General features: G+C 70.2%; 18 protein-coding genes and 1 tRNA gene. 6 read left to right on the top strand and 13 right to left on the bottom strand.

Translation table 11 applies throughout. The features are described 5' to 3' along the window. Positions 1-1,235: glycosyltransferase family 87 protein (locus ACLN58_RS06505; RefSeq protein WP_415854453.1), on the top strand; the 1,235-nt coding region annotated here is incomplete at its 5' end. Here the strand turns inward: ACLN58_RS06505 and ACLN58_RS06500 are convergent. The 6 genes from ACLN58_RS06500 to ACLN58_RS06475 form a co-directional block, all read right to left on the bottom strand. Continuing rightward, positions 1,204-1,845 (bottom strand): class I SAM-dependent methyltransferase, encoded by a 642-nt coding sequence (locus ACLN58_RS06500; protein ID WP_415854452.1) that lies wholly within the window; start codon positions 1,843-1,845, stop codon positions 1,204-1,206. The two genes, ACLN58_RS06505 and ACLN58_RS06500, sit on opposite strands and share 32 nt — an antisense overlap. A gap of 33 nt (positions 1,846-1,878) precedes the next feature. Beyond that, the gene (locus ACLN58_RS06495; protein ID WP_415854451.1) at positions 1,879-2,898 is read right to left on the bottom strand and encodes a radical SAM protein; all 1,020 of its coding nucleotides are present in this window, start codon (positions 2,896-2,898) and stop codon (positions 1,879-1,881) included. 2 nt (positions 2,899-2,900) lie between these two features. Continuing rightward, positions 2,901-3,140, bottom strand: a complete 240-nt coding sequence (locus tag ACLN58_RS06490; RefSeq protein ID WP_415854450.1) for a sulfurtransferase TusA family protein — start codon at positions 3,138-3,140, stop codon at positions 2,901-2,903. A 71-nt stretch (positions 3,141-3,211) separates the two neighbouring features. Then, entirely contained in the window at positions 3,212-4,318 is a 1,107-nt protein-coding gene (locus tag ACLN58_RS06485; RefSeq protein WP_415854454.1) for a permease, read from the bottom strand. Positions 4,319-4,323: 5 nt separating this feature from the next. Then, positions 4,324-4,671 carry a hypothetical protein gene (locus ACLN58_RS06480; protein WP_415854449.1) on the bottom strand — a complete coding sequence of 116 codons (348 nt, stop codon included), beginning with the start codon at positions 4,669-4,671 and terminating at the stop codon, positions 4,324-4,326. A 1-nt stretch (position 4,672) separates the two neighbouring features. Next, entirely contained in the window at positions 4,673-5,200 is a 528-nt protein-coding gene (locus ACLN58_RS06475) for a DoxX family protein (protein ID WP_415854448.1), read from the bottom strand. Between the two features lie 186 nt (positions 5,201-5,386). Here ACLN58_RS06475 and ACLN58_RS06470 point away from each other — a divergent pair, with 186 nt between their 5' ends. Next, positions 5,387-6,463, top strand: a complete 1,077-nt coding sequence (locus ACLN58_RS06470) for a PP2C family protein-serine/threonine phosphatase (RefSeq protein WP_415854447.1) — start codon at positions 5,387-5,389, stop codon at positions 6,461-6,463. 58 nt (positions 6,464-6,521) lie between these two features. Beyond that, positions 6,522-9,863: a response regulator gene (locus ACLN58_RS06465; RefSeq protein ID WP_415854446.1), complete on the top strand. Its 3,342-nt coding sequence runs from the start codon at positions 6,522-6,524 to the stop codon at positions 9,861-9,863. An 82-nt stretch (positions 9,864-9,945) separates the two neighbouring features. On the opposite strand, the gene ACLN58_RS06460 is transcribed toward ACLN58_RS06465, so the two are convergent. The 4 genes from ACLN58_RS06460 to ACLN58_RS06445 all read right to left on the bottom strand — a co-directional run bounded on the left by ACLN58_RS06460 (position 9,946) and on the right by ACLN58_RS06445 (position 14,351). After that, a complete protein-coding gene (locus tag ACLN58_RS06460; protein WP_415854445.1) occupies positions 9,946-11,346 on the bottom strand; it encodes an APC family permease in 1,401 nt (466 codons plus the stop codon). Position 11,347: 1 nt separating this feature from the next. Further along, positions 11,348-12,391, bottom strand: coding sequence for an agmatine deiminase family protein (locus ACLN58_RS06455; protein WP_415854444.1), 1,044 nt, complete (start codon positions 12,389-12,391; stop codon positions 11,348-11,350). Then, positions 12,388-13,479 (bottom strand): nitrilase-related carbon-nitrogen hydrolase, encoded by a 1,092-nt coding sequence (locus ACLN58_RS06450; RefSeq protein WP_415854443.1) that lies wholly within the window; start codon positions 13,477-13,479, stop codon positions 12,388-12,390. The genes ACLN58_RS06455 and ACLN58_RS06450 overlap by 4 nt, the downstream gene beginning before the upstream one ends. A gap of 170 nt (positions 13,480-13,649) precedes the next feature. Further along, positions 13,650-14,351 carry a TetR/AcrR family transcriptional regulator gene (locus tag ACLN58_RS06445; RefSeq protein ID WP_415854442.1) on the bottom strand — a complete coding sequence of 234 codons (702 nt, stop codon included), beginning with the start codon at positions 14,349-14,351 and terminating at the stop codon, positions 13,650-13,652. Positions 14,352-14,500: 149 nt separating this feature from the next. On the opposite strand from ACLN58_RS06445, the gene ACLN58_RS06440 reads away from it, so the two are divergent. Further along, the gene (locus ACLN58_RS06440; RefSeq protein WP_415854441.1) at positions 14,501-15,868 is read left to right on the top strand and encodes a flavin monoamine oxidase family protein; all 1,368 of its coding nucleotides are present in this window, start codon (positions 14,501-14,503) and stop codon (positions 15,866-15,868) included. 86 nt (positions 15,869-15,954) lie between these two features. On the opposite strand, the gene ACLN58_RS06435 is transcribed toward ACLN58_RS06440, so the two are convergent. Further along, complete coding sequence (locus ACLN58_RS06435) at positions 15,955-16,740, bottom strand: methyltransferase domain-containing protein (RefSeq protein WP_415854440.1); 786 nt, start codon at positions 16,738-16,740, stop codon at positions 15,955-15,957. Here ACLN58_RS06435 and ACLN58_RS06430 point away from each other — a divergent pair. Further along, positions 16,739-18,400 (top strand): FAD-binding dehydrogenase, encoded by a 1,662-nt coding sequence (locus tag ACLN58_RS06430; RefSeq protein ID WP_415854439.1) that lies wholly within the window; start codon positions 16,739-16,741, stop codon positions 18,398-18,400. The two genes, ACLN58_RS06435 and ACLN58_RS06430, sit on opposite strands and share 2 nt — an antisense overlap. Positions 18,401-18,446: 46 nt before the next feature. Here the strand turns inward: ACLN58_RS06430 and ACLN58_RS06425 are convergent. Further along, positions 18,447-18,523, bottom strand: a tRNA-Met gene (locus ACLN58_RS06425). A 174-nt stretch (positions 18,524-18,697) separates the two neighbouring features. Next, complete coding sequence (gene purB, locus ACLN58_RS06420) at positions 18,698-20,128, bottom strand: adenylosuccinate lyase (RefSeq protein ID WP_415854438.1); 1,431 nt, start codon at positions 20,126-20,128, stop codon at positions 18,698-18,700. Between the two features lie 300 nt (positions 20,129-20,428). Between purB and ACLN58_RS06415 the strand changes: the two genes are divergently transcribed. Continuing rightward, the gene (locus tag ACLN58_RS06415; protein ID WP_415854437.1) at positions 20,429-20,860 is read left to right on the top strand and encodes a hypothetical protein; all 432 of its coding nucleotides are present in this window, start codon (positions 20,429-20,431) and stop codon (positions 20,858-20,860) included. The last annotated feature ends 65 nt before the right edge of the window (positions 20,861-20,925 follow it).

Below are 20,925 nucleotides of genomic sequence, written 5' to 3'. Positions count from 1 at the left end.
CCTCGGAGCGCTGGGTGATCGCCGCCGTCGTCCTCGGTTTGCTGGGTGCGGGTGCCGCCGCGCTGGCCGCTCCGCCGCTCACGAGCAACGACTCGGCCCGCTACGCGTGGGACGGGATCGTCCAGAAGGCCGGGATCTCGCCGTACCGCGACGTGCCCGCCGCGGATGCGCTCGCGGGCCTGCGCCCCGACTGGCTCTTCGCGACGGGCCCGACCGCAGTATCGGCGGACGCGTGCGCCGGCGCGTTCCCCGCTGGCGGTGTTCCGACCACGTCCGTGCCGAGCGGGACGCCCCTGTGCACGGCCATCAACCGGCCGCACGTGCCGACGGCCTATCCGCCTGTCGCCGAGGCGTATTTCGCCCTGGTCCGGCTCCCGCTGCCGCCGGGCGTCGGCTGGCTCGCCTTCCAGCTCGTGGGGCTCGGCCTCGCGCTCGCCGTCGCGCTCGTCCTCATGCGGTCGCTGCGGCGCGGCGGGCGGCCGCAGTCCTGGGCCGCGGCGTGGGCGTGGAACCCGCTCGTGGTGTTCGAGGCCGTGAATAACGCGCACGTCGACGTCCTCTCGGCCGCGCTCCTGCTGGGCGGGAGCCTCTTCGCGGCGGGCCTCCTCGGGGCCGGGCTGTCCGTGGGGAGGAGGGCGGCGTCGTCGGGCGTTCTGTTCGGGCTCGCCGTCGCGACGAAGCTCATCCCCGCCGTCGCCCTCCCCGGAATGCTCCGGAACAGGCCGTGGCGCTTCGGCCTCGCGGCGCTTGCCGCGTTTGTCGCCGCTTACGTTCCGTACGTGATCGCCTCCGGGCCGGCCGTGATCGGTTACCTGCCCGGCTACCTTTCCGAGGAGGGCTATGCCTCTGGCGACAAGTCCCGCTTCGCCCTGCCCGGCATCCTGCTCCCGCCGTTCGCGGCGCTTGTGGTCGGGCTCGCCGCCGTCCTCGCGGTGTGGGCCTGGGTGTGGGCCAGGCGTCGGGTCCTCGAGCCGATGACGGCCCAGGCGCTCGCCGTCGGCTGGACGCTCCTCATCGTGTGCCCGAGCTACTCGTGGTACGCGCTCATGCTCGTTCCGCTTGCTGTGCTCGGGCGCCGGCCCGAGCTCCTCGTGGTGCCGCTCGCGCTCGAGGCCGTGACCGCGACCGTCGGGACCGACGCTGGTGCGCCCGTCGCGAAGGTCTCGATGGCCGTGGCGGCCCTCGTGGTACTCGCGGTGGGACTCAGGCGCGCTCGCTCAGCACGGCCCACGTGAACGGCTGGACGAGCCCGGCCGGCGTGACGTGCTCCTCGCGGCGCGACGCGACGAGCTCGAAGTCCGGCGCGAACTGCGCGGCGAGGTCGGTGGGGCTGTAGCGGACCACCGGCAGCCCCGAGCAGTGGGTGGGGCCGTCGGCGTCGAACGTGGCCAGGATGACGTGCGCGCCCGGGGCGAGCCCGGCCCGCAGTGTCCCCACGTAGGCGCGGCGCTCCTCGTCGTCGACGAGGAAATGGAAGACCGCGCGATCGTGCCACACGTCGAAGCGCCGCTCAGGCGTCCACCCGAGAAGATCCCGGTGCAGCCAGTGGACGCGCTCGGCGTCCGCGCCGAGGCGCTCGCGGGCCCGCTCGATCGCGACCTTGGAGAGGTCGAGGACCGAAACGTCGCTGAACCCGCGGGCGAGCAGATGGTCGACGACGACCGAGGCGCCGCCGCCGACGTCGATGACCGCGGCATCGCGGCCCACGGCGAGGGCGTCGAAGAGCTCAAGAGTCTTGGTCGGGACGGACTGGTACCAGCTGACCCCGTCCTCGCCCTTTGTGTCGTACACGAGGTTCCAGTGCGCGGCGCGTTCGGCGGGGCTCGCGGGTCGATCGGTTTTCATGGTTGCCTCCGAGCTCTCGGGCTGCCAGTAGCTTCAGGCACAGCGGAACGCATGCCTGATGTGCTCACGTTCAGTCTCCGCTTCGCCGAGGATTCGCGCGATCTCGTCGAGCGCGGCCCGGATCGGGAGCGGGGAATCGCGGACCTTGAACGTCGGATCGGTGATGCCCACGGGATGCCACCAGACGCCGTCGGCCGCCACGGTCGGCTCCGGTGCGAGGTCATCGCGTGTGAGCACGACGCCGCCCGTGGAAAAGCCCTTCCTCGCGACGCGCCGGACCACGAGGTCGCCGTCGCGGATTCCCTCGCCCGTCAGCAGCTCACGCAGGCCCCCGACGTCGTCGGCGTCCGCGGGATCGACCGTCGCCGCGACGCGCACGCGGAAGCCGAGCGATCTCGCGAGTTCGATGCCCGCGAGGGCGCGCGCGAAGGATCCGGCCCCGCGGGAGCGGTCGTGGAGGGCCGGGCTCGCCGAGTCGAGCGAAATCTGCAGCGTGACCCGCTCCCTGTCGAGCCCCTCGAGCGTGGCCCGGCGAGCACCACGGTGATAGATCATGCCGTTCGTGAGGATCGTGAGCGGCAGGTGTTCGGCCACCGCCTCGGCGATCTCGCCGAGGTCCGGGTGCATGAACGGCTCGCCGCCCGTGACGAAGACTTCCGAGCCGCCCTCGGCGGCGAATTCGCGCACCGCCGCGCGGACGACGTCGACCGAAAGGCGCCGCGACAACGCATGCGGTGACGATTCGGCGCAGCAGTAGGTGCAGGCGAGGTTGCAGTCGAAGTTGCTGTACAGCCACAGGCGGCTGCCGAGCGGCGGCGCGTCCGGCTCCGCCTCCACCGCGCCCTTGCGCACCAGGAGCGGGCCCACGAGGGTATTGCCGGTCAGCACGCACCACGCCGCGAGGTCCTCCCGCACCGAGGGAGCCGCGTCGCGGACCTCCAAGACCGCCTCGTCGGGTAGCGCGCCCAGCGTCTCGTGGAGCCTGAGCAGGAGGCCGCTGCCGAAGTCCGTGCCGTGCGCGTCGAGCACGGCATCCGCCTCAATCACCGTCATGGTCAACCCGCCTTCCGGACGAAGTAGCTCGTGCTGATGCCGTGGTTCGCTCTGTCTTCGAGGATGTGGCCCGCGATCTCGCACCACGCCGGGAGATCGACGGCGACGGACGCCGCCTCGCTGCGGATCTCGAGGATCTCCCCGGGGGCAAGCTGGCCAAGCGCTCTGCGGATGGCGATGAGGAGTCCGCCACCGCAGTCCAGCGGGCCGCCGTCGCACACCGCGGCGGGTTGGATGTTCACGCCAGCGCTCTTCACGCGCGCGCCCCTCACGCCAGAAACCCTCACGCCAGAAACCCTCACGCCCGCGCCCCTCACACCAGCACCTCCATCGCGACCGCGCCCACGAGCCCGAGGGCCATGACCGCGAGCCCTGTGGCTACGATGACGCGGCTCGGGAAGGCCCGCCGGACCATGAGCATCGAGGGCAGGCTCAGGGCCGGCAGGGTGAGCACCAAGGCGCCCAGCGGGCCCATGCCGATCCCGGCGGCCATGAGGCCACCGATGATGGGGATCTCCGCGGCCGTGGGGATCACGAAGAGGGTCCCGACGACGGCGAGCAGCACGGCCGCGAGCAGGCCCCACGACGCGAGCGTTCCGCCCGCGGGAAACAGCCAGCCGCGGAAGCCGCCCAGGAGCAGGACGACGACGGCGTACTCAGGCAGGAGGCGCACCGCCAACCGGCCGAGCGCCTTGACGAACCGGAGTGCCGCGCTGGCCGCGGTGGCGGCCTCGACGGGCTCGTCGGCCGGGCTCTCCGCGGTCTTGCCCTTCGCGAGTCGGCCCACGAGCAGCGTGACCCCGAAGACGAGGACCACGCCGGTTCCGACCCGGACGGCGAGGAACTGCCACGGGAGCACGAAGGCCATGAAGGCCAAGGCCGCCGGGTTGAGCACGGGGTTGCCGAGCCAATACGCGAGCGCGGAGCTGACCGGGACCCCTCTGCGGCGGATGCTCAACGCGACCGGGGCCGCGCAGCACGTGCACATCATGGAGGACATCGACAGGAGGCCGCCGCAGACGGTGCTCGCCGCCGTGCCGCGCTTCGCCTGGAACAGCGCGAGCAGGCGGCGGGCCGGGAGAAAGGCTTCGACCGCCGCGGCCACGAGCAGGCCGGCCACGAGCGCCTGCCAGATCGACGCGAGGTAGCCGAGCGTGTAGTCGACCGCCGCGTTCCACGAGGGCGACGGCGGCGCGCTGGCCTTGCCGGAAAGGATGGAATTCCCCAGCGAGTGGCTGCCGGCCACGACCGGGAGCTTGAGGGCGTAGGGGTACCACTTGGCCCAAGCGATCGCAGCGATGGCCACACCTGCCGTGACGAGCGTTCCCACGAGCACCCTGCGCCGCCGGCGACGTGCCGCGTCCGCGGTGAGCTCCTCGTCGAGCTGGCCGAAGTCCTGAGGCTCAATGCCTGCTGTCATCTCGTTCACGAGCGCGCGCCACCTGTCTTTCGTGTTGAGGCCGCGACGGCGATCACGCCCAGCCCGAAGGCGAACTGCATCGAAACCGTCGAAAGGGACCCGCCCAGCGCGTTGGCATCGGTTGCCGCAAGCTGAACGAGCTCGAAGAGCGCCACGCCGAGGAATCCGAGTCCGGACGCGACGGCCAGAGGCCTGAGGCGCAGGATTCCCGCGAGCACTGCGGCCACGGCCAGGATCAGCACCGCGAGGAAGCCCGCCCCGGACAGGCTTTCCATCTGCAGCTTCCCGAGGGGCAGTGCAGTCAGGGTCGAGGCGGCCGCGCCGATTCCGAGGGCGATCGTTGCCCGTCTCATATCAGGACACCACCAGGAGCAGCTTGGCGACCGGCCCGTGCTGGGAGCGCCATGTGGGGCGCAGCACACCATCGAGCCCGAAGGTACGGCCCGCCGCGGCACCCAGGATGGCCAGGTGGAGGGCGAACATCAGCGCGTACGACCAGAACCATTCGCCGGGCGTATTCACGGCGGACAGGGTGATCGCAGCGGTCTGGGCGAGCCCCACGACCGCCCAGAACCGGGTCGCCAGGCCCACGAGCAGGAACGCGCCGAGACACGTCTCGACGATGAGGGTCATCCACGCGAAGGCGGCGAAGTTGGGAAGGACGATGTGCTCGACCGTCCAGGCCCACGGGGCGAAAACCGGGTGATCGACGGCGTTTTCCGTCCACTCGTGCAGCCCGCCGAAATTCGGTCCCGTGGGTGATTTCCACGAGAGGTTCTGAATCCACAGGAGCCCGGCGAGCACTCGCGCGATCGCGAGCGCGGCGCGCGTTACGCGATCCGCAGGCAGTGCCGCTGCCGCGGGCGAAGGAGACGCTGTCACGGCTTCCCTCCCTTTCTGCCGCGCGTGATTCGCGGGCTCTTGACATTTCATCCGGAGCCCGGATGAGCATCAAGGTTCAGGGATTACAGAGTGGTGACGTGTGCGTCGGCCGGGTCGCCGCGGTCTCTCACAGAGAGCTCCGCGTCATGACTACGTTTGGGTTCCGCGCTCGGCTTTAATGTGCTCATGCTGGGGCAGGCGGCGCGTCGCGCGCTGATCGTTGAGGACAGTGCCGACGTGGCCGTTCTGCTGAACGCCGTCCTGTCTCGAGAGGGTTTCGCCACCGAAAGCGCGGCGACTGGGCACCGGGCCCTCGAAGCTGCGCGGCTGCTTCAGCCAGACCTCATCACGCTCGATCTAGGCCTCCCCGACATCGATGGCCTCGAGGTCTGCCGGGCGCTGAGGCTCTTCACGAACGCGTACATCCTCGTGATCTCCGGGAGTGCTGACGAGGCGACGCGCCTCGCGAGCCTCGAGGCCGGCGCGGACGGCTTTCTCGGCAAACCGGTCAATCCCCGCGAGCTGAAAGCACGGGCCGAGGCCATGCTGCGGCGCCCGCGGGCCGAACCTCTTCCGGCAACCGAGCTTGAGACTGCCGCGCGCGTGCAGCGTGGCCTCCTCCCGCAGCGGGGCCCCGACATGCAGGGCTACGACGTGGCTGGGGCGTGCCGCCCGAGCCGCTCCGTGGGCGGAGACTTCTTCGATTGGCGGTCCGACGGCCACACCATGGACGTGACGCTGGCCGATGCCATGGGCAAGGGCATGGGGGCGGCGCTCATCGCGGCAACAGCCCGGGCCGTCCTCCGGGCCGGCCTCGGCGAATCTCCCGAGGACCTCGTCGGGCACGCGGCCGCCGCGCTGGAACCCGATCTCGAGCGGATCTCCTCCTTCATCACCCTCTTGTACCTCCAGCTGGATGGCACCACTGGGTCCGTGAACTACGTCGATGCGGGGCACGGCCTCGGTATGCTGGTCCATCCCGGCGGCAGCTGGGAGCGGCTCGTCTCGGGGGGACCTCCGCTTGGCCTTGTGCCGCACGCGACGTGGAGCGGCGGGACTCTGAGCATGGAGCCGGGAAGCACCGTCGTGATGATGAGCGACGGGGTGCTGGACTCGTTCGGCGGACTCGACGAGGCACTCGGCGCCGTCGCGTCGGTCGTGGAGGGCGCGGACGGCGCGCAGGACGCGGTGGATCGCCTGCTCGACCTTGCGCACGCTGCAGAGGACGACGTGACCGCGGTCGTCTTCAGCCGATGTGCGTGAGGCTCGAGGGTCGGAGCCGAGTTCGCTGGCTGCAATCGGGATCAGAGGGAGGGGCACCATGATCGGCGCAGAGCAGCATTCGCAGGGCGCACCAGGCGGCCTGCGGTGGGGAATCATCGCAGGCGCCTTGGCGCTCGCGGTCGTCGCGGTGACCGTGGTCTCGGATCCAGGCTCAGGCGTGAGCCAGACGGTCGGCGACTTCGGGATCCTCGCCGCGTCGCTCGCGGCCACCGCGAGTTGCGCTCGTGCCGCCGCGAGACGCGGCCCCGAGACGCGGGCCTGGCTCTGGATCGGCCTGGCGGCCCTGATCTGGTCCACGGGACAGGGCATCTGGACCGGCTACGGGCTCGCCACCGACCACGACTACCCGTTCCCATCCCTCGCAGATGCCGGATTCGTCGGCTATTCGGTTCCGGCCATCGTCGGGCTGCTGTTCTTTCCCCGTACGCGGGCCTCGCGGGTCGGGCTCGCCAGGACGCTCCTTGATACCGCCGTCATCGCCGCGGCGGTGCTCTTCGTCAGCTGGTCCATCGTCTTGGGCCCCCTCGTCGGCGCCGGGAGCCACGACCTGCTGACCCGGATCACCGGCTTGGCCTATCCCGTGGTCGACGTCACGGTCGCGTCGTTCGTGCTTGTGCTGACCATGCGCCAGACGCCGGGGCGTCGGCTCCCGTGGCTGTGCCTGGCCGCGGGGCTCATCATCTTGACGGTCACCGACAGCACGTACGTGCGGCTGACATTCGACGGTGCCACGGGAACCACGGGCACGCTCATGGCGGTCGGATGGATGGCGGCGTTCCTCCTCATGGCCCTGGCCGCGGCGGTTCCGCGGCGGTCCGGGCCCAGCAAGGACCGCGCGGTCTACGCCCTAGCCCTCGAGCTCTTGCCCTACGCCCCGGTTCTGGGCGCGATCGTCCTCGCGTCCTCGAGCCTTGCTGGAGGCGGTGAGACCTTCCTCCTCGGCACGGGACTCGTGCTGCTTGCCCTTGTCGTGGCCCGTCAGGTGCTCATCGTCTTCGAGAACGTGACGCTCACGCGGGGGCTCGAGGCCAAGGTCGCGCAGCGAACCGCCGAGCTCGAGGGTCTGGCCGCGATCGTGAACTCGTCGTCGGATGCAATCGTCGGCAAGACGACCGAAGGCGTGGTCACGAGCTGGAATCGCGGTGCCGAGCACGTGTACGGCTATCTCGCGGCGGAAGCCCTCGGCCGAGACCATTCGTTCCTCATCCCGGAGCATCGGCGGGCCATCGAGGCCGAGAACTTCGAAGCCATTCGCGCAGGAGGCGCGACGCGGAGCTACGAAACGGAGCGCCGACGCCGGGACGGGACTCTGGTCCCTGTGGCGATTACAGCGTTCCCCGTGCGGGGAGACCACGGGATCCACGGAATCGCCACGATCGCCCAGGACATCACGGAGTGGCGCCGCACGGAGGCCGAACTGCTGGCGGCGCAGGAGGCGGCCCTGGAATCCAGCCGTCTGAAATCGGAATTCATGGCCACGATGAGCCATGAGATCCGCACTCCGATGAACGGCGTGATCGGGCTGACAAGCCTCTTGCTCCAGACGCGGCTCGACGAGGTCCAGCGGCAGTACGCCGAGGGCGTCAAGACAGCCGGCGAGGCCCTGCTCGCCCTGATTGACGACATTCTCGACTTCTCGAAGCTCGAGGCGGGAAAGGTTGAGCTTGACCCCACGCCGTTCAACCCCCACGCCCTGCTTGAGGAGGTAGCGGGGCTCTTCGCGGAACAGGCGCTGGGCAAGGGACTCGAACTGATTGCCCACTGCCGGCCGAACGTTCCGACCCTCATGCTGGGCGACTCGAGAGCGCTTCGCCAGATCCTCCTGAATCTCGTTTCCAACGCCGTGAAGTTCACGAGCCACGGGGAAGTTTCCGTGCTCGCAAAGATTCAGGACCTGATCGGTGAGAGCGCCGTGCTGCGTTTCGAGGTGCGCGACACGGGCATCGGCATCGCTCCCGAGCAGCAGGGGCTCATCTTCGACGCCTTCGCTCAGGCGGATGCCTCGACCACGCGCCGCTACGGGGGAACGGGCTTGGGCCTCGCAATCAGTCGGCGCCTCACCGAGGCATTGGGTGGCGAGATGGGTCTGACGAGCCAGCCTGGCGCAGGGTCGGTGTTCTGGGTCGCGGTCCCCGTCTCACTTGCCCTGGAGGAGGGTTCGGCACCTGAACCAGCGCCAGCGCAGCTCGGCTCAGACGTACGCGTCCTAGTTGTCGACGACAACGCGACGAACCGGCTCGTCCTTGTCCGCCAGCTCGCGGCATGGGGCGTGGAGCCGGAAGCGGTCGGAGATGCCGATACCGCCCTCGAACGGCTGTGCGCGGCCGCGCTCGAAGGCCTTCCGTTCGAGCTTGCGATTCTTGACCTCTGCATGCCTGGGACAAACGGGCTCGACCTCGCGACGGCCATCCGTGACGATGCCGGCCTCGCTTCAATCCCGGTCATCATCCTGACGTCCGGCGGCCAGCCTGACAGGGCTCAGTTCGAGCGCGCGGGCGTTCGCGAGTGGCTCAGCAAGCCCGTCCGCAGCTCGGAGCTCTATGACCGTGTGTGCCGTCTCCTCGAGTCAGCAACGGCCAGTAGCCATCTCGCCCCGCAGGTGCTCGCACCCCGTGGTCAGGCCCGTGGCAGGATCCTGGTGGTGGAGGACAACGAGGTCAATCAGCTCGTGGCCAAGGGCATGGCCGAGAGGCTCGGCTACGCCGTCGATCTGGTCAGCGACGGTGCCCAGGCCGTCCGGGCAACAGAACGGGCCGAGTACGCGGCGGTGCTCATGGACTGCCATATGCCCGTCATGGACGGATTCGACTCCACCCGGGAAATTCGGGCGAGGGGCGGTCAGGGCGCCTCTCTGCCAATCATCGCCATGACCGCCGGCGCGTCGGACGAGGACAGGGAACGCTGCCTCGCCGCCGGGATGGACGACTATCTGGCCAAGCCGGTGGATTTGGAACGGCTCGAGGCAGTCCTGGACCATTGGACAAGTCTCGAGTCGGACAGCGGGCGATCTGCGGCCACGTCGCAGCCAGCGCTCGCAACGAATGCTGCCGTCGACGGGGAGCGGCTGGACCTGCTGCGTTCGCTGGGTTCCGGCGTCCTGGCGGCCACGGTGGAGGCCTTCCAGAGAGAGGCTGACGCCGGTTTGGAGAGGCTTCGGCGGGCCAGCGCCACGGGAAGCGACGATCTTCACAAGGCCGCGCACAAGCTCAAGGGCTCGGTGGGAAACATCGGCGCGGTGCGAGCCGCTGAGCTCTGCGAAGAGCTGGAGGAACTTGGGCGGCAGGGCAGCGCCCCGGCGCCCGACCAGCTCGCCGAACTCGAAGCGGAGCTCGAGCGGGTCAACGAGTCGCTGCGCCAGGCGCTGCTGTCCGAACCGTAGCTTCGGGCTCACAGGAGAACGACGGCGGTGGGCCGGCAGATCCGCCGGCCCACCGCCGTCGTGCGTCACCCCAAGGCGGGGCTCAGCCGCCGAGCTCGACCGCGTCCTCCTCGCGCATGCTCACGCTGAGCTTCGAGCGGAAGCCCTTCGTGATGACGAGCAAACACAGGACGCCGATCCCGAACCAGATGGCCCCGTAGGTGAGCGCGTCGAGGTTGAGGTTCGCCCACAGCACGCCCGTCAGGACCATGCCGATCACGGGGAGCACGACGTTCGTGAGAACCTCCCGCGGCGTCCGGTACTCCTTCTTCCGGAACACGAAGTAGACCACGACGGTCAGGTTCACGAACGTGAACGCGATGAGCGCGCCGAAGTTGATCATCGAGGAGACGAACTCGAGCGTGAACGGGATCGCGAGCATCGAGACGGCACCCACGAAGATCACGGCGAACGAGGGCGTCTGGAACCGCGGGTGGACGAACGAGAACAGCCTCGACACGGGGCCGCGGCCGTTGCGACCCATGACGAAGATCATGCGGGACACCGAGGCGTGCGAGGACAGGCTCGACGCGACGGTTGCGGCGAACGCGGCAGACGTGAACAGGATCTTGAAGAACTCGCCGCCCACCTTGAGGGCCATCTCGGGGAGAGTGTCGTCCGTGTTCTGGAACCCGTCGAGCGTGGGGAACACCGACTGGCCGAACCAGGCCGCGACGAAGAAGATCGCGCCGCCGATGAGGAGCGCCAGGACGATCGCCTTCGGAACGGTCTTCGTGTCCTTGGCCTCCTCCGTGTACATCGTGATCGCGTCGAAGCCGATGAAGGAGAAGCACACCACGGTCGCCCCGCTCATGATCGCGGAGGCGTCCACGCCGTCGTGGAAGAGCGGGGTCGTGGTGAAGAGCGAGCCGTTGCCGTCGCCGTGCGAGAGGGCGTTCCACGCGAGCACGAGGAACACGCCGATGAGCACGACCTCGAAGACCACGAGGAACCCGTTGACCTTCGACGTCGACTTCATGCTCCACAGGTTCAGGAACGTGATGACGATGACGTACCCCACGACCCAGATCCACGCCGGAACGTCCGGGAAGAAAGACTGCATGTAGATCCGGATGAGGAGCGCGTTGACGAGCGGGAGGAGGAGGTAGTCGAGGAGCGACGCCCAGCCCACAAGGAAGCCGAGATTGGGGTGGATCGTCTCCGAGGTGTACGTGTAGGCCGAGCCGGCCGAGGGGAAGACGCGGGTCATGCGGCCGTAGCTCACGGCGGTGAAGACCATCGCGACGAGCGCCACGAGGTACGCGAGCGGCACGGCGCCGTTCGTCTCGTTCGAGACGATGCCGAAAGTGTCGAAGACGGTGGTCGGCGTCATGTAGCCGAGGCCGAGGCCCACGATGGCCCACAGCCCGAGGGAGCGCTTGAGCGTCGTTGCCGAGCGACTCCCGGACGTGCCGATGTTCACCTCTGCAGTATGAGTCGTCATGTCAGTTCCTTCCGAGGGGTCCCGAGCCGCTGCGCGGCTGCTGTTGGGTGATGCAGTGGATCCCGCCCCCGCGGGCAAACAATGTGCGAGCGTCGACGGCGACGACGTGCCGCCCCCGATAGGCGTCGGCGAGGATGCGGAGCGCCTTTTCGTCGTGTGCGTCGTTGAACGAGCAGGCCACGAGCCCGCCGTTGAGCGCCACGTGGTTGATGTAGCTCCAGTCCACCCAGTCCTCGCCGTCGTGCAGCTGCTGGGGTGCCGGGACCTCGATGATGGTCCACGGCTTCCCGGCCGCGGTGCGCGACGCCCTGAGCACCTCGAGCAGCTCGCCGCTCACCTCGAAGTCGGGGTGCTCGGGGTTGTACTGGACGTGGACGAGTAGGGTGTCCGCAGAGGGGATCGCCGCGACGAGGTCCACGTGGCCTCGCGTGCCGAACTCCTTCGTGTCCCGCGTGAGGCCTCGCGGCAGCCACACGGCGTGCCGGGCGCCGATGGTGCGCTCGAGCTCGGCCTCGACGTCGGCCTTGCTCGCGCCCGGGTTGCGGCCCGGGTCGAGCTGGACGGTCTCGGTCAGGAGCACCGTGCCGAGGCCGTCGGTCTGGAAGCCCCCGCCCTCGTTCACGAGTCGGCTCGGCACGCGCCGCGCGCCGGCGGCGTCGGAGACGGCGCGGCCGATCCGCGCATCGTGCCCCCACGAGGCCCAGCTCTGCTGCCCCCAGCCGTTGAAGACCCAGCAGACCGCCCCCAGCCGGCCGTCGTCGTCCGTCACGAAGCTCGGGCCGATGTCTCGCATCCACGCGTCGTCGAGCTGCGCCTCGACGATGCCGACCCGACCGTCGAGGTACGCCTTCGCGATCCCGCGGTCCTCGGGCCGGACCACCATGGTGACCGGCTCGTAGCGGAGCGCCGCATGTGCGACGGCCGCCCAGGCGCTGCGGGCCTCTTGCGCGTCCTGATCCGTGTCGCCGAGCGTGTACCCGCCGGACGGCCACGCCATCCAGAGCCGTTCATGCGGATCGGTCTCCGCGGGCATGCGCCACGTCATGCCGGCGCGCCTTCCAGCGCGGGGGCCGCGAACGACGACGGCGCGAGCGTTCCGCTTGCGCCGTGCCCGTCGTCGTGTGCTGCGCCGAACGGGGCGGTCGGGTCGACCGGCGCGGTAAGCGCCGCGTACGTCTCGGGGCGGCGCGTCGTGAGGAACGGGAAGAGGGCGAGCCAGTCGCGGCGCTGGTCGAGGTCGAGGTCCGCGACGATGACCGCTGAGCCCTCGCGGGGTGCGCGGGCCAGGATACGGCCGTAGGGGTCGGAGATGAACGATGAGCCGTAGAACGTCACGAGGCCCTCGCTGCCCCAGCGGTTCGGGACGACCATGAACAGGCCGTTCGCGATCCCGTTGCCCACGATGACCTGACGCCAGAGCGGCTCCGTGTCGAACTCGGGGTGGCCGGGCTCGGAGCCGATCGCGGTCGGGTAGGCGAGGAGCTCCGCGCCGCCGAGCGAGTACACGCGGGCGAGTTCTGGGAACCACTCGTCCCAGCACGTGGGGAGGCCGAGGCGGGCGCCGTCGAGCTCAGCCGGGGCGTGGATCGGGTAGCCGTTCTTGGCCGCCTGCGGGGCCTCGGGCTCGGGGCCAGGGCGGAAGAACTTGTCCTCGTAGTAGCCCTCGGTGACGGGGATGTGGAGCTTGTCCGTCGCGGCGAGCAGGGAGCCGTCGGGGCCGACGAGGATCGCGGTGTTGTAGCCGAGATCGTCGCCCGAGGCGCCCTTGCGGTAGAGGCTCGCGTGGACGCAGACGCCGTGTTCGCGGGCCGCGCGGCGGGCGAACGCGAGAGTCGGGCCGTTCTCGAGGTCTTCGGCGATGCTGCTCGGGAGGTAGTCGGGGAGGGTGTCGGCCGGGTAGCGCGAGAGCGTGAGCTCGGGGAGGAAGACGACCTTCGCGCCGTGGGCCGCCGCGCGGCCGATGCCCTCGGCGAGCTCGCTCTCGGTGTCGGCGGGGTCCTCGTGCCAGCGGTGCTGGACGAGGGCGACGCGCAGTGGGGCGCGCGGAGGAACTCTGTGTTGGCTACGGCCTTCGGCCGCATCGCTCGTGCGAGCCCACGACACCGGGGGCTGCAGGGCAAGGATCTCTTGCATGGGGGTCCTTCGGGGGAAGTGTGAAAGGTCAGGGCGTCAATAAATGAATGACGTTCGTTTATTAGAGCAGTGACGCAGCCCACGGTCAAGAGTGTGAAGTGAGACCCCTCACGCTGTTGCGGGGTCTCGTCCGTCGGGTTGCGGGGTCCCGTCCGTCGGGTTGCGGGGTCTCAGTCGCGGGTCGCGAGCGTCGCGGCGAGCGTGCCGCGGAGCCCCGCGATGAGTGCGTTGAGGCCGAGTGCGAAGGCGTCGTCGGCGGCCGCGCGACCGCGGCCGCGGCGGGTTGCGACGGCGTCGGCGAATGTCGGGGCGAGGTCGCGCCGATCGCCGACGTCGAAGATCCACTCCGGCGCGGAGACGTCCATCGCCGAGCCGAGAATGAACGACTCCATCGCCACGATCGCGTCCACCACCATGTCCTCCGGCCACCCACCGGCCCGCAGCCCCTCGGCCACGCGCTCGTACATCGCGAGGGAGTGCGGGGCGCCCGTGATCGGCAGCACCGCGATGACGGGGATGAGCGGCGAGTGCCTCGCGAAGGCCTCGCGATACGAGTAGGCCCACCGCGTCAGCGCCACGTCCCACGGCTCGCGTCCGAAGCCGGAGGTGTCGATGGTGTCGTTGACGTCGTCCTGGACCCAGTTGAGGACCTCGTCCTTCGAGGCCACATGGTTGTAGAGGGCCGACGGCGCCGTCTTGAGTTCGCGGGCGAGGGCCGCCATGGTGAGCCCGTCGTAGCCGGCCTTGCCGATGATGGCGAGCGCCGCCGTCGTAATTTTGGCGCGGGAGAGAACGGGGCGGGTGGGGCGCCCGCGGCGGCGCGGCACGGGCGTGCCCGTTGCCTCGGGTGCGTCGGGCGCGGCGGACTCCATGTCTCGGAGTCTAGGCGACGAGACCCGGCAACCCTCTGCCAGGGGCCCCGCAACGCCTCGAGGGTTGCACTCCCGCATAAATGAACTATATTCATTTAGAGATTTACACCACAGGGGGCGTCGACGCCCCTTCAGGAAAGGAGACAACCATGGCAGGCGAGAAGCGAGAGCTCCGAGCTGACGTCGTCGTCGTCGGGGCGGGACCCGCGGGGCTCATGGCCGCCCGCACGCTCGCAAAGGGCGGCGAGAAGGTCGTCGTGCTCGAGGCGCGCGACCGTGTGGGCGGCCGCACGTGGAGCGACACGGTGGACGGCGCGTGGCTCGAGATCGGCGGCCAGTGGATCAGCCCGGACCAGACCGAGCTCCTGGCCCTCGTCGCCGAGCTCGGCAAGGAGACCTACCAGCGCTACCGCGAGGGCCAGAGCGTCTACGTCGCCGCGGACGGCGAGCGGACCGTCTACGACGGCGCCGACTTCCCCGTCTCGCCCGGAACGCTCGCCGAGATCGAGCGCCTCGCCGGTCTGCTCGACGGGCTCGCGGCGCAGCTGGGCCCCGAGGAGCCGTGGACCCACCCGAAGGCGCGCGAGCTCGACACGATCTCGTTCCACCACTGGCTCCGCGCCCAGTCCGCCGACGAGGGAGCATGCGAGCTCATCGGCATGTTCATCGCCGGCGCGATGCTGACGAAGCCGGCCCACGCGTTCTCCGCTCTCCAGGCCGTGCTGATGGCCGCGTCCGCCGGCTCGTTCAGCAACCTCCTCGACGAGGACTTCATCCTCGACCGCCGCGTGGTGGGCGGCATGCAGTCCGTGAGCCAGGCCATGTCCGCGGAGCTGGGGGACGCGATCGTCCTCCGCGCCCCGGTGCGCACCCTCGCGTGGGGCGAGGACGGCGTCCGCGCCGAGGCCGACGGCGTGACCGTCACCGCCCGCCGCGCGATCCTCGCCGTCCCGCCGACGCTCTACAGCCGCATTTCGTACGAGCCCCCGCTCCCGCGCCGCCAGCACCAGCTGCACCAGCACCTCTCGATGGGCCTCGTCATCAAGGTCCACGCGGTCTATGACCGCCCGTTCTGGCGCGAGGCCGGGCTCTCGGGGACCTGTTTCGGCGTGGGGCAGCTGGTCCAGGAGGTCTACGACAACACGAACTACGGCGACGAGCGCGGCACGCTCGTGGGCTTCGTCTCCGACGAGTATGCCGACGCGGTGTTCGCGCTGAGCCCCGAGGAGCGCAAGGCCCGGATCCTCGGCTCGATCGCGCACTATCTCGGCCCCGAGGCCCTCGACGCCGTGGTCTACTACGAATCCGACTGGGGCTCCGAGGAGTGGACGCGCGGCGCCTACGCCGCGAGCTTCGACCTCGGCGGCCTCTCCCGCTATGGCGCCGACCAGCGCACGCCCGTAGGCCCGATCCACTTCGCGTGTTCCGACATCGCCGGCGAGGGCTACCAGCACGTCGACGGCGCCCTCCGCATGGGGCGGCGGGCGGCCGAGGAGATCCTCGCCGCGCGCGTGTGACGAGCGCTCGCGGGCGCTGGCCCTGAACAACGGCCGACGACGGCACTCACCCGGGTGCCGCCGTCGGCAGTCGTGCGTCCAGCGCGTCAGGCGGCGGGGCGTACCGCCCCCAGGACATGCCAGACCGGGCTGTTCCAGTGGAAGGTCGGTTCAAGCCCCTGGCTGCGGACCACGTTGGCCATGGCCGAGGGGGAATGGACGAAGCCGCGGAACGAGTTGCCCGTGGCGCCGAGCAGTCCGTTCATGAGCCGGATGAACGTCCGGGAGGCGGGGTTGGCCGTGGGGTAGCTGAACACGAGCGCGCGCCGGGCGTGCTCCGCGGCGGCGCCGAGGAGCCGGGCATAGTCCGGATAGCAGCACACCACGCGATGGAGGACGACGATGTCTGCCGGCTCGACGCCGTCGCCCTCCTTGGCCACATCCACCCCCAGCCGTCGCTCGACGCGCCCCCCGAAGCCCTCCTGCTCGATGAGCCGCAGCGCATCCTCCTCGTAGGCCCCCGAGAGCTCGAGATTAAGGGTCCTCGCCGCGCCCCGCTTGAGCAGCTCGAGCTGGATCTCGCCCACCCCGCCGCCGACCTCGAGCACCGTGGCACCCTCGATTCCCGAGCCCGAGAGGAAGTCGACGATTTGGCGCTCGGCCGGCCTCAGCCCCTTGCGGCCGTAGCGCTTGGCGATCGAGCGGGAGAATCGTGAGTCGAAGATGGCGTCGTAGCCGTGATGGTCGGGGCTGTGATCGCCGGGTCCGTGGTCGCCAGGTCCAGGATTGGTGGGGCCGCCGCAGCAGGAGTCCATGCCACGAGTATGCGACGCGTTGACTCGCGTGTCGCGGACCGGAAGGCTGAACGTGACGCCGACGGAAGGAACCCCCATGGATGCCGATGTCATCGTGGTCGGGGCTGGGCTCGCGGGGCTCGTGGCCGCCGCGGAGGCCGCCGACGCCGGGAGGCACGTGACGGTGGTGGACCAGGAACCGGAGCAGTCGCTCGGCGGGCAGGCGTTCTGGTCGCTTGGCGGGCTGTTCCTCGTCGACTCACCCGAGCAGCGGCGCATGGGCGTGCGGGACTCGCGCGAGCTTGCGGGCCAGGACTGGGCCGGAAGCGCGCAGTTCGACCGGCCCGAGGACCACTGGCCGCGCCGCTGGGCCGAGGCCTACCTCGATTTCGCGGCGGGGGAGAAGCGGTCGTGGCTGCACGGGATGGGCGTGCGCTTCTTCCCCGTGGTCGGCTGGGCCGAGCGCGGCGACGGGCGGGCCGATGGCCACGGCAACTCCGTGCCCCGTTTCCACCTCACGTGGGGCACGGGGCCTGGCGTGCTCGAGCCGTTCGTTCGCCGCGTGCTCGACCACGCCGACGCCGGCCGGGTGCGCCTGCTGTTCCGGCACCGCGTGGACGAGCTGCTCGTCGAGGGCGGCGCCGTGGTCGGTGTGCGGTGCGCGGTCCTTGAGGCGTCCGACGCGCCGCGCGGAACGGCCAGCTCGCGCGTGGCGACGGACGACGTCGAGCTGCGGGCTTCCGCGGTCGTCGTCGCGTCGGGCGGGATCGGCGGAAATCACGACCTCGTGCGGTCCATGTGGCCCGCACGGCTCGGGGAGCCGCCGTCGACCATGGTCGCCGGGGTGCCAGCGCACGTGGACGGGCGCATGCTCGGCATCGCCTCGGACGCGGGGGCCCGCGTGATCAACGGCGATCGCATGTGGCACTACGTCGAGGGCCTGCGGAATTGGGACCCCGTGTGGGAGAACCACGGGATACGGATCCTGCCGGGACCCTCCTCGGTATGGCTCGACGCCTCGGGCCGGAGGCTACCGCCGCCCTACTTCCCCGGCTTCGACACGCTCGGGACCCTCCGACACCTGCGCGGCACGGGCTACGACTATTCGTGGTTCGTGCTCACGCAGAAGATCATCGAGAAGGAGTTCGCGCTGTCTGGGTCGGAGCAGAATCCCGACCTGACGGGCAAGGACGTGCGCCTCATGCTCGCGCGCGTCCGCGGCGGGGCGCCCGGGCCGGTCGACGCGTTCATGCGGCACGGCGCGGACTTCGTGGTCGCGCCGACGCTGGCCGAGCTCGTGGCGGGGATGAACCGGGTCGGGGAGCCGGGGCTCATCTCGGAGGCCGGCCTGCGGACGGTGCTCGAGGCCCGGGATCGGGAGATCGACAACCCGTTCGGCAAGGATGCGCAAGTGACGTTCCTGCGCGGGCACCGAAAGTACCGCGGAGACCGGCTTATCCGGGTCGCCGCGCCCCACCGCATCCTCGACCCCGCGAACGGCCCGCTCATCGCGGTCCGGCTCAACGTCCTCACGCGCAAGACCCTCGGCGGGCTCGAGACGGATCTGTCGGGGCGCTGCCTCTCCACGCCGGGCCTTTCCGGGATCGGCGAGCCGATCCCGGGGCTGTTCGCCGCAGGGGAGGCCGCGGGTTTCGGTGGCGGCGGGCTCATGGGCTACAACGCCCTCGAGGGCACGTTCCTGGGCGGGTGCCTGTTCTCGGGGCGCATCGCCGGTCGGGCTGCCGCCGCCTCCGCGTAGGAGGGCATGAGAAAGGCCCCGGATCTCTTCGATCCGGGGCCTCACGTGGTTGCGGGGACAGGATTTGAACCTGCGACCTCTGGGTTATGAGCCCAGCGAGCTACCGAACTGCTCCACCCCGCGGCGCTTGATCTACTTTACTCGCTCCGGGTGCTCAACGCGAATCGGGCGTCGAACGGGCCTCGTTGGCGACTCGCATCGACGCCCGCGGCCCGTATCAAGGTGCTGCGACGCCGACGGCGGGCCGGGGCACCAGACCCGGGCCCGCCGTCGTGCGCAGTCTCGAAGGGCGTCGCCTCAGCCGAGGTGATCGACGAGCCGGCCCGCGATGCCGTTGTACGTAGCGGGCGTGAGCGCGAGGAGCCGGGCCTCCGCTTCGGCGGAGAGGCCGAGTTCCGAGACGAACTCCTTCATGCGCGCGGCGTCGACGCGATGGCCGCGCGTGAGCTCCTTGAGGCGCTCGTACGGGTTGTCCATGCCTGGAACGCCCGCGATCGCCTCGGCCCGCATGACCATCTGGATGGCCTCGGCGAGGACCTCCCAGTTCTGGTCCAGATCGGCGGCCAGGGTGCCCTCCGCGACGTCGAGGCCCGCGAGCCCCCTCGCAACGTTGCTGATGGCGAGGATCGAGTGGCCGAACGCGACGCCGATGTTGCGCTGGCTCGACGAGTCGGTGAGGTCGCGCTGCCAGCGGCTCGTCACGAGCGTCGCGCCGAGCGCGTCGAGGAGGGCCGAGGAGATCTCTAGGTTGGCCTCGGCGTTCTCGAAGCGGATCGGGTTGACCTTGTGCGGCATGGTCGACGAGCCGGTCGCGCCGGCCACGGGGATCTGCGCGAAGTAGCCGATCGAGATGTAGCTCCACACGTCGGTGCAGACGTTGTGCAGGATCCGGTTGAAGCGCGCGATGTCCGCGTACAGCTCGGCCTGCCAGTCGTGGCTCTCAATCTGCGTGGTGAGCGGATTCCACGTGAGCCCGAGGCCCTCGACGAACGACTTGGAGACGTGCTGCCAGTCCGCGCTGGGGACCGATGCGACGTGAGCGGCGAAATCGCCCGTGGCGCCGTTGATCTTGCCCAGGAACTCGGTCCGCCCGATGCGGTCGAGCTGGCGACCGAGGCGGTGCGCCATGACGGCGAGCTCCTTGCCGAGCGAGGTCGGCGTGGCCGGCTGGCCGTGGGTGCGCGAGAGCATGGGGACGTCTCGGTTCTCGCGGGCCATCTGGGCGATCTGCTCGACGAGAGCGCGGGCAGCCGGCAGCCAGACGTGCTCGACGGCGCCCTTGACACCGAGTGCGTAGGAGAGGTTGTTGATGTCCTCCGACGTGCAGCCGAAGTGCACGAGCGCGGTGAACTCACCGAGCTCGAGGTTTTCGAGGCGGCGCCCGATGAAGTATTCGACGGCCTTGACGTCGTGAACGGTGACGGCCTCGATCTCGGCGAGCTCGCGGACGGAGACCGCGTCGAACTCCGTGACGATCCGGCGCAGGCCCTCCTCCTGCTCCGCCGTGAGCGGGTGCGTGCCCGGGAGGACGGAGTTTCTGGCGAGGTGGATGAACCATTCGACCTCGACCGCGACGCGGTCCCGGTTCAGCGCGGCCTCGGAGAGGTAGTCCACGAGCGGGGCCACCGCGGGGCGGTAGCGGCCGTCGAGCGGGCCGAGGGCGATCGGCTCGTCAGAGGTCGCGAGGGACAGCCTTCCGGAGGGCGTGCGTGCGGGGGAGTCAGCCATGGCCTCCATTCTTCCAGATGGGAGGTTGCGTTCCGCATCTGAGGCAGGGCGTCGATGGGCCCGCGACCGGGCGATTGACCTCCACAGTTTCGAACTTTGGCGCGCCGTCCACATACGACGACGACGAGGCGCCGTTGCGCCGTCGGCCCGCGTAGCGTCGGCGGAAAGCGCGGGGGACGCGCCCGAAGGGGGCGGGGATCCCTGAAGTTGCTGGGCGAGCGCGGAGGGGGAGCGGTGGATCGAAGGTTGGGTGGGCGTTCGGGCGTGGGGTCGGACCGGGCGTGCAAGCACGATGAGGCGGTGCTGAGGTCTGCGGGAGAGCATCTCCGACGGGCCGAGGAGGAGGCCCGCCGGGGAGAGCGTCTGAGTGAGAGGGGAGGCCACGCGGAGTGGTCGGGCAGCGCGGGCGACTCGTACCGGGCGCGGGTGGCGTTCGTCGTCGCCGAACTTGCGGCCGTGACAGCAGGGATCGTGGGGCTCGGGGTTCTGGCGGCATCTCTCGAGCGCGAGACGCAGGAGTGCGTGGCCGTGCAGGCCGTCGCGGCAAGCTCGGCCTCGGACGCCGCGACCACCGTGCCGGCAACGAGGCTCCCCATCACACAGGCCCGCGGCCCGCTGCTTCCGTACGCGCCGCGGGGCCCGCTCATCCCCCAGGAGACGAGGAGCCCGTTGCTTCCCCTGCCTTCTCCCGCCAGTTCGGCACCGCCTCGGGCCGATGAGGTGTGCCGATGATCGCAGGCGCGATGAGCTCGGGAGGCGACGGGCTCGTGGTGACGGGTGGGCGGGGCTACGCCGTG

The sequence above is a fragment of the Sinomonas sp. G460-2 genome, assembly GCF_047759905.1.
GTDB lineage: Bacteria > Actinomycetota > Actinomycetes > Actinomycetales > Micrococcaceae > Sinomonas.
The sequence above is the reverse complement of the archived record's forward strand: the minus strand, read 5'-3'. Positions and strand labels throughout refer to the sequence as shown.

What these genes read in the sequence shown, in the direction of transcription:
- ACLN58_RS06500 (WP_415854452.1), bottom strand. Translation starts at nt 1,845, where the DNA reads ATGAAAACCGATCGACCCGCGAGCCCCGCCGAACGCGCCGCGCACTGG.
- ACLN58_RS06495 (WP_415854451.1), bottom strand. Translation starts at nt 2,898, where the DNA reads ATGACGGTGATTGAGGCGGATGCCGTGCTCGACGCGCACGGCACGGAC.
- ACLN58_RS06485 (WP_415854454.1), bottom strand. Translation starts at nt 4,318, where the DNA reads ATGACAGCAGGCATTGAGCCTCAGGACTTCGGCCAGCTCGACGAGGAG.
- ACLN58_RS06480 (WP_415854449.1), bottom strand. Translation starts at nt 4,671, where the DNA reads ATGAGACGGGCAACGATCGCCCTCGGAATCGGCGCGGCCGCCTCGACC.
- ACLN58_RS06470 (WP_415854447.1), top strand. Translation starts at nt 5,387, where the DNA reads ATGCTGGGGCAGGCGGCGCGTCGCGCGCTGATCGTTGAGGACAGTGCC.
- ACLN58_RS06465 (WP_415854446.1), top strand. Translation starts at nt 6,522, where the DNA reads ATGATCGGCGCAGAGCAGCATTCGCAGGGCGCACCAGGCGGCCTGCGG.
- ACLN58_RS06460 (WP_415854445.1), bottom strand. Translation starts at nt 11,346, where the DNA reads ATGACGACTCATACTGCAGAGGTGAACATCGGCACGTCCGGGAGTCGC.
- ACLN58_RS06455 (WP_415854444.1), bottom strand. Translation starts at nt 12,391, where the DNA reads ATGACGTGGCGCATGCCCGCGGAGACCGATCCGCATGAACGGCTCTGG.
- ACLN58_RS06450 (WP_415854443.1), bottom strand. Translation starts at nt 13,479, where the DNA reads ATGCAAGAGATCCTTGCCCTGCAGCCCCCGGTGTCGTGGGCTCGCACG.
- ACLN58_RS06445 (WP_415854442.1), bottom strand. Translation starts at nt 14,351, where the DNA reads ATGGAGTCCGCCGCGCCCGACGCACCCGAGGCAACGGGCACGCCCGTG.
- ACLN58_RS06440 (WP_415854441.1), top strand. Translation starts at nt 14,501, where the DNA reads ATGGCAGGCGAGAAGCGAGAGCTCCGAGCTGACGTCGTCGTCGTCGGG.
- ACLN58_RS06430 (WP_415854439.1), top strand. Translation starts at nt 16,739, where the DNA reads ATGGATGCCGATGTCATCGTGGTCGGGGCTGGGCTCGCGGGGCTCGTG.
- ACLN58_RS06435 (WP_415854440.1), bottom strand. Translation starts at nt 16,740, where the DNA reads ATGGGGGTTCCTTCCGTCGGCGTCACGTTCAGCCTTCCGGTCCGCGAC.
- purB (WP_415854438.1), bottom strand. Translation starts at nt 20,128, where the DNA reads ATGGCTGACTCCCCCGCACGCACGCCCTCCGGAAGGCTGTCCCTCGCG.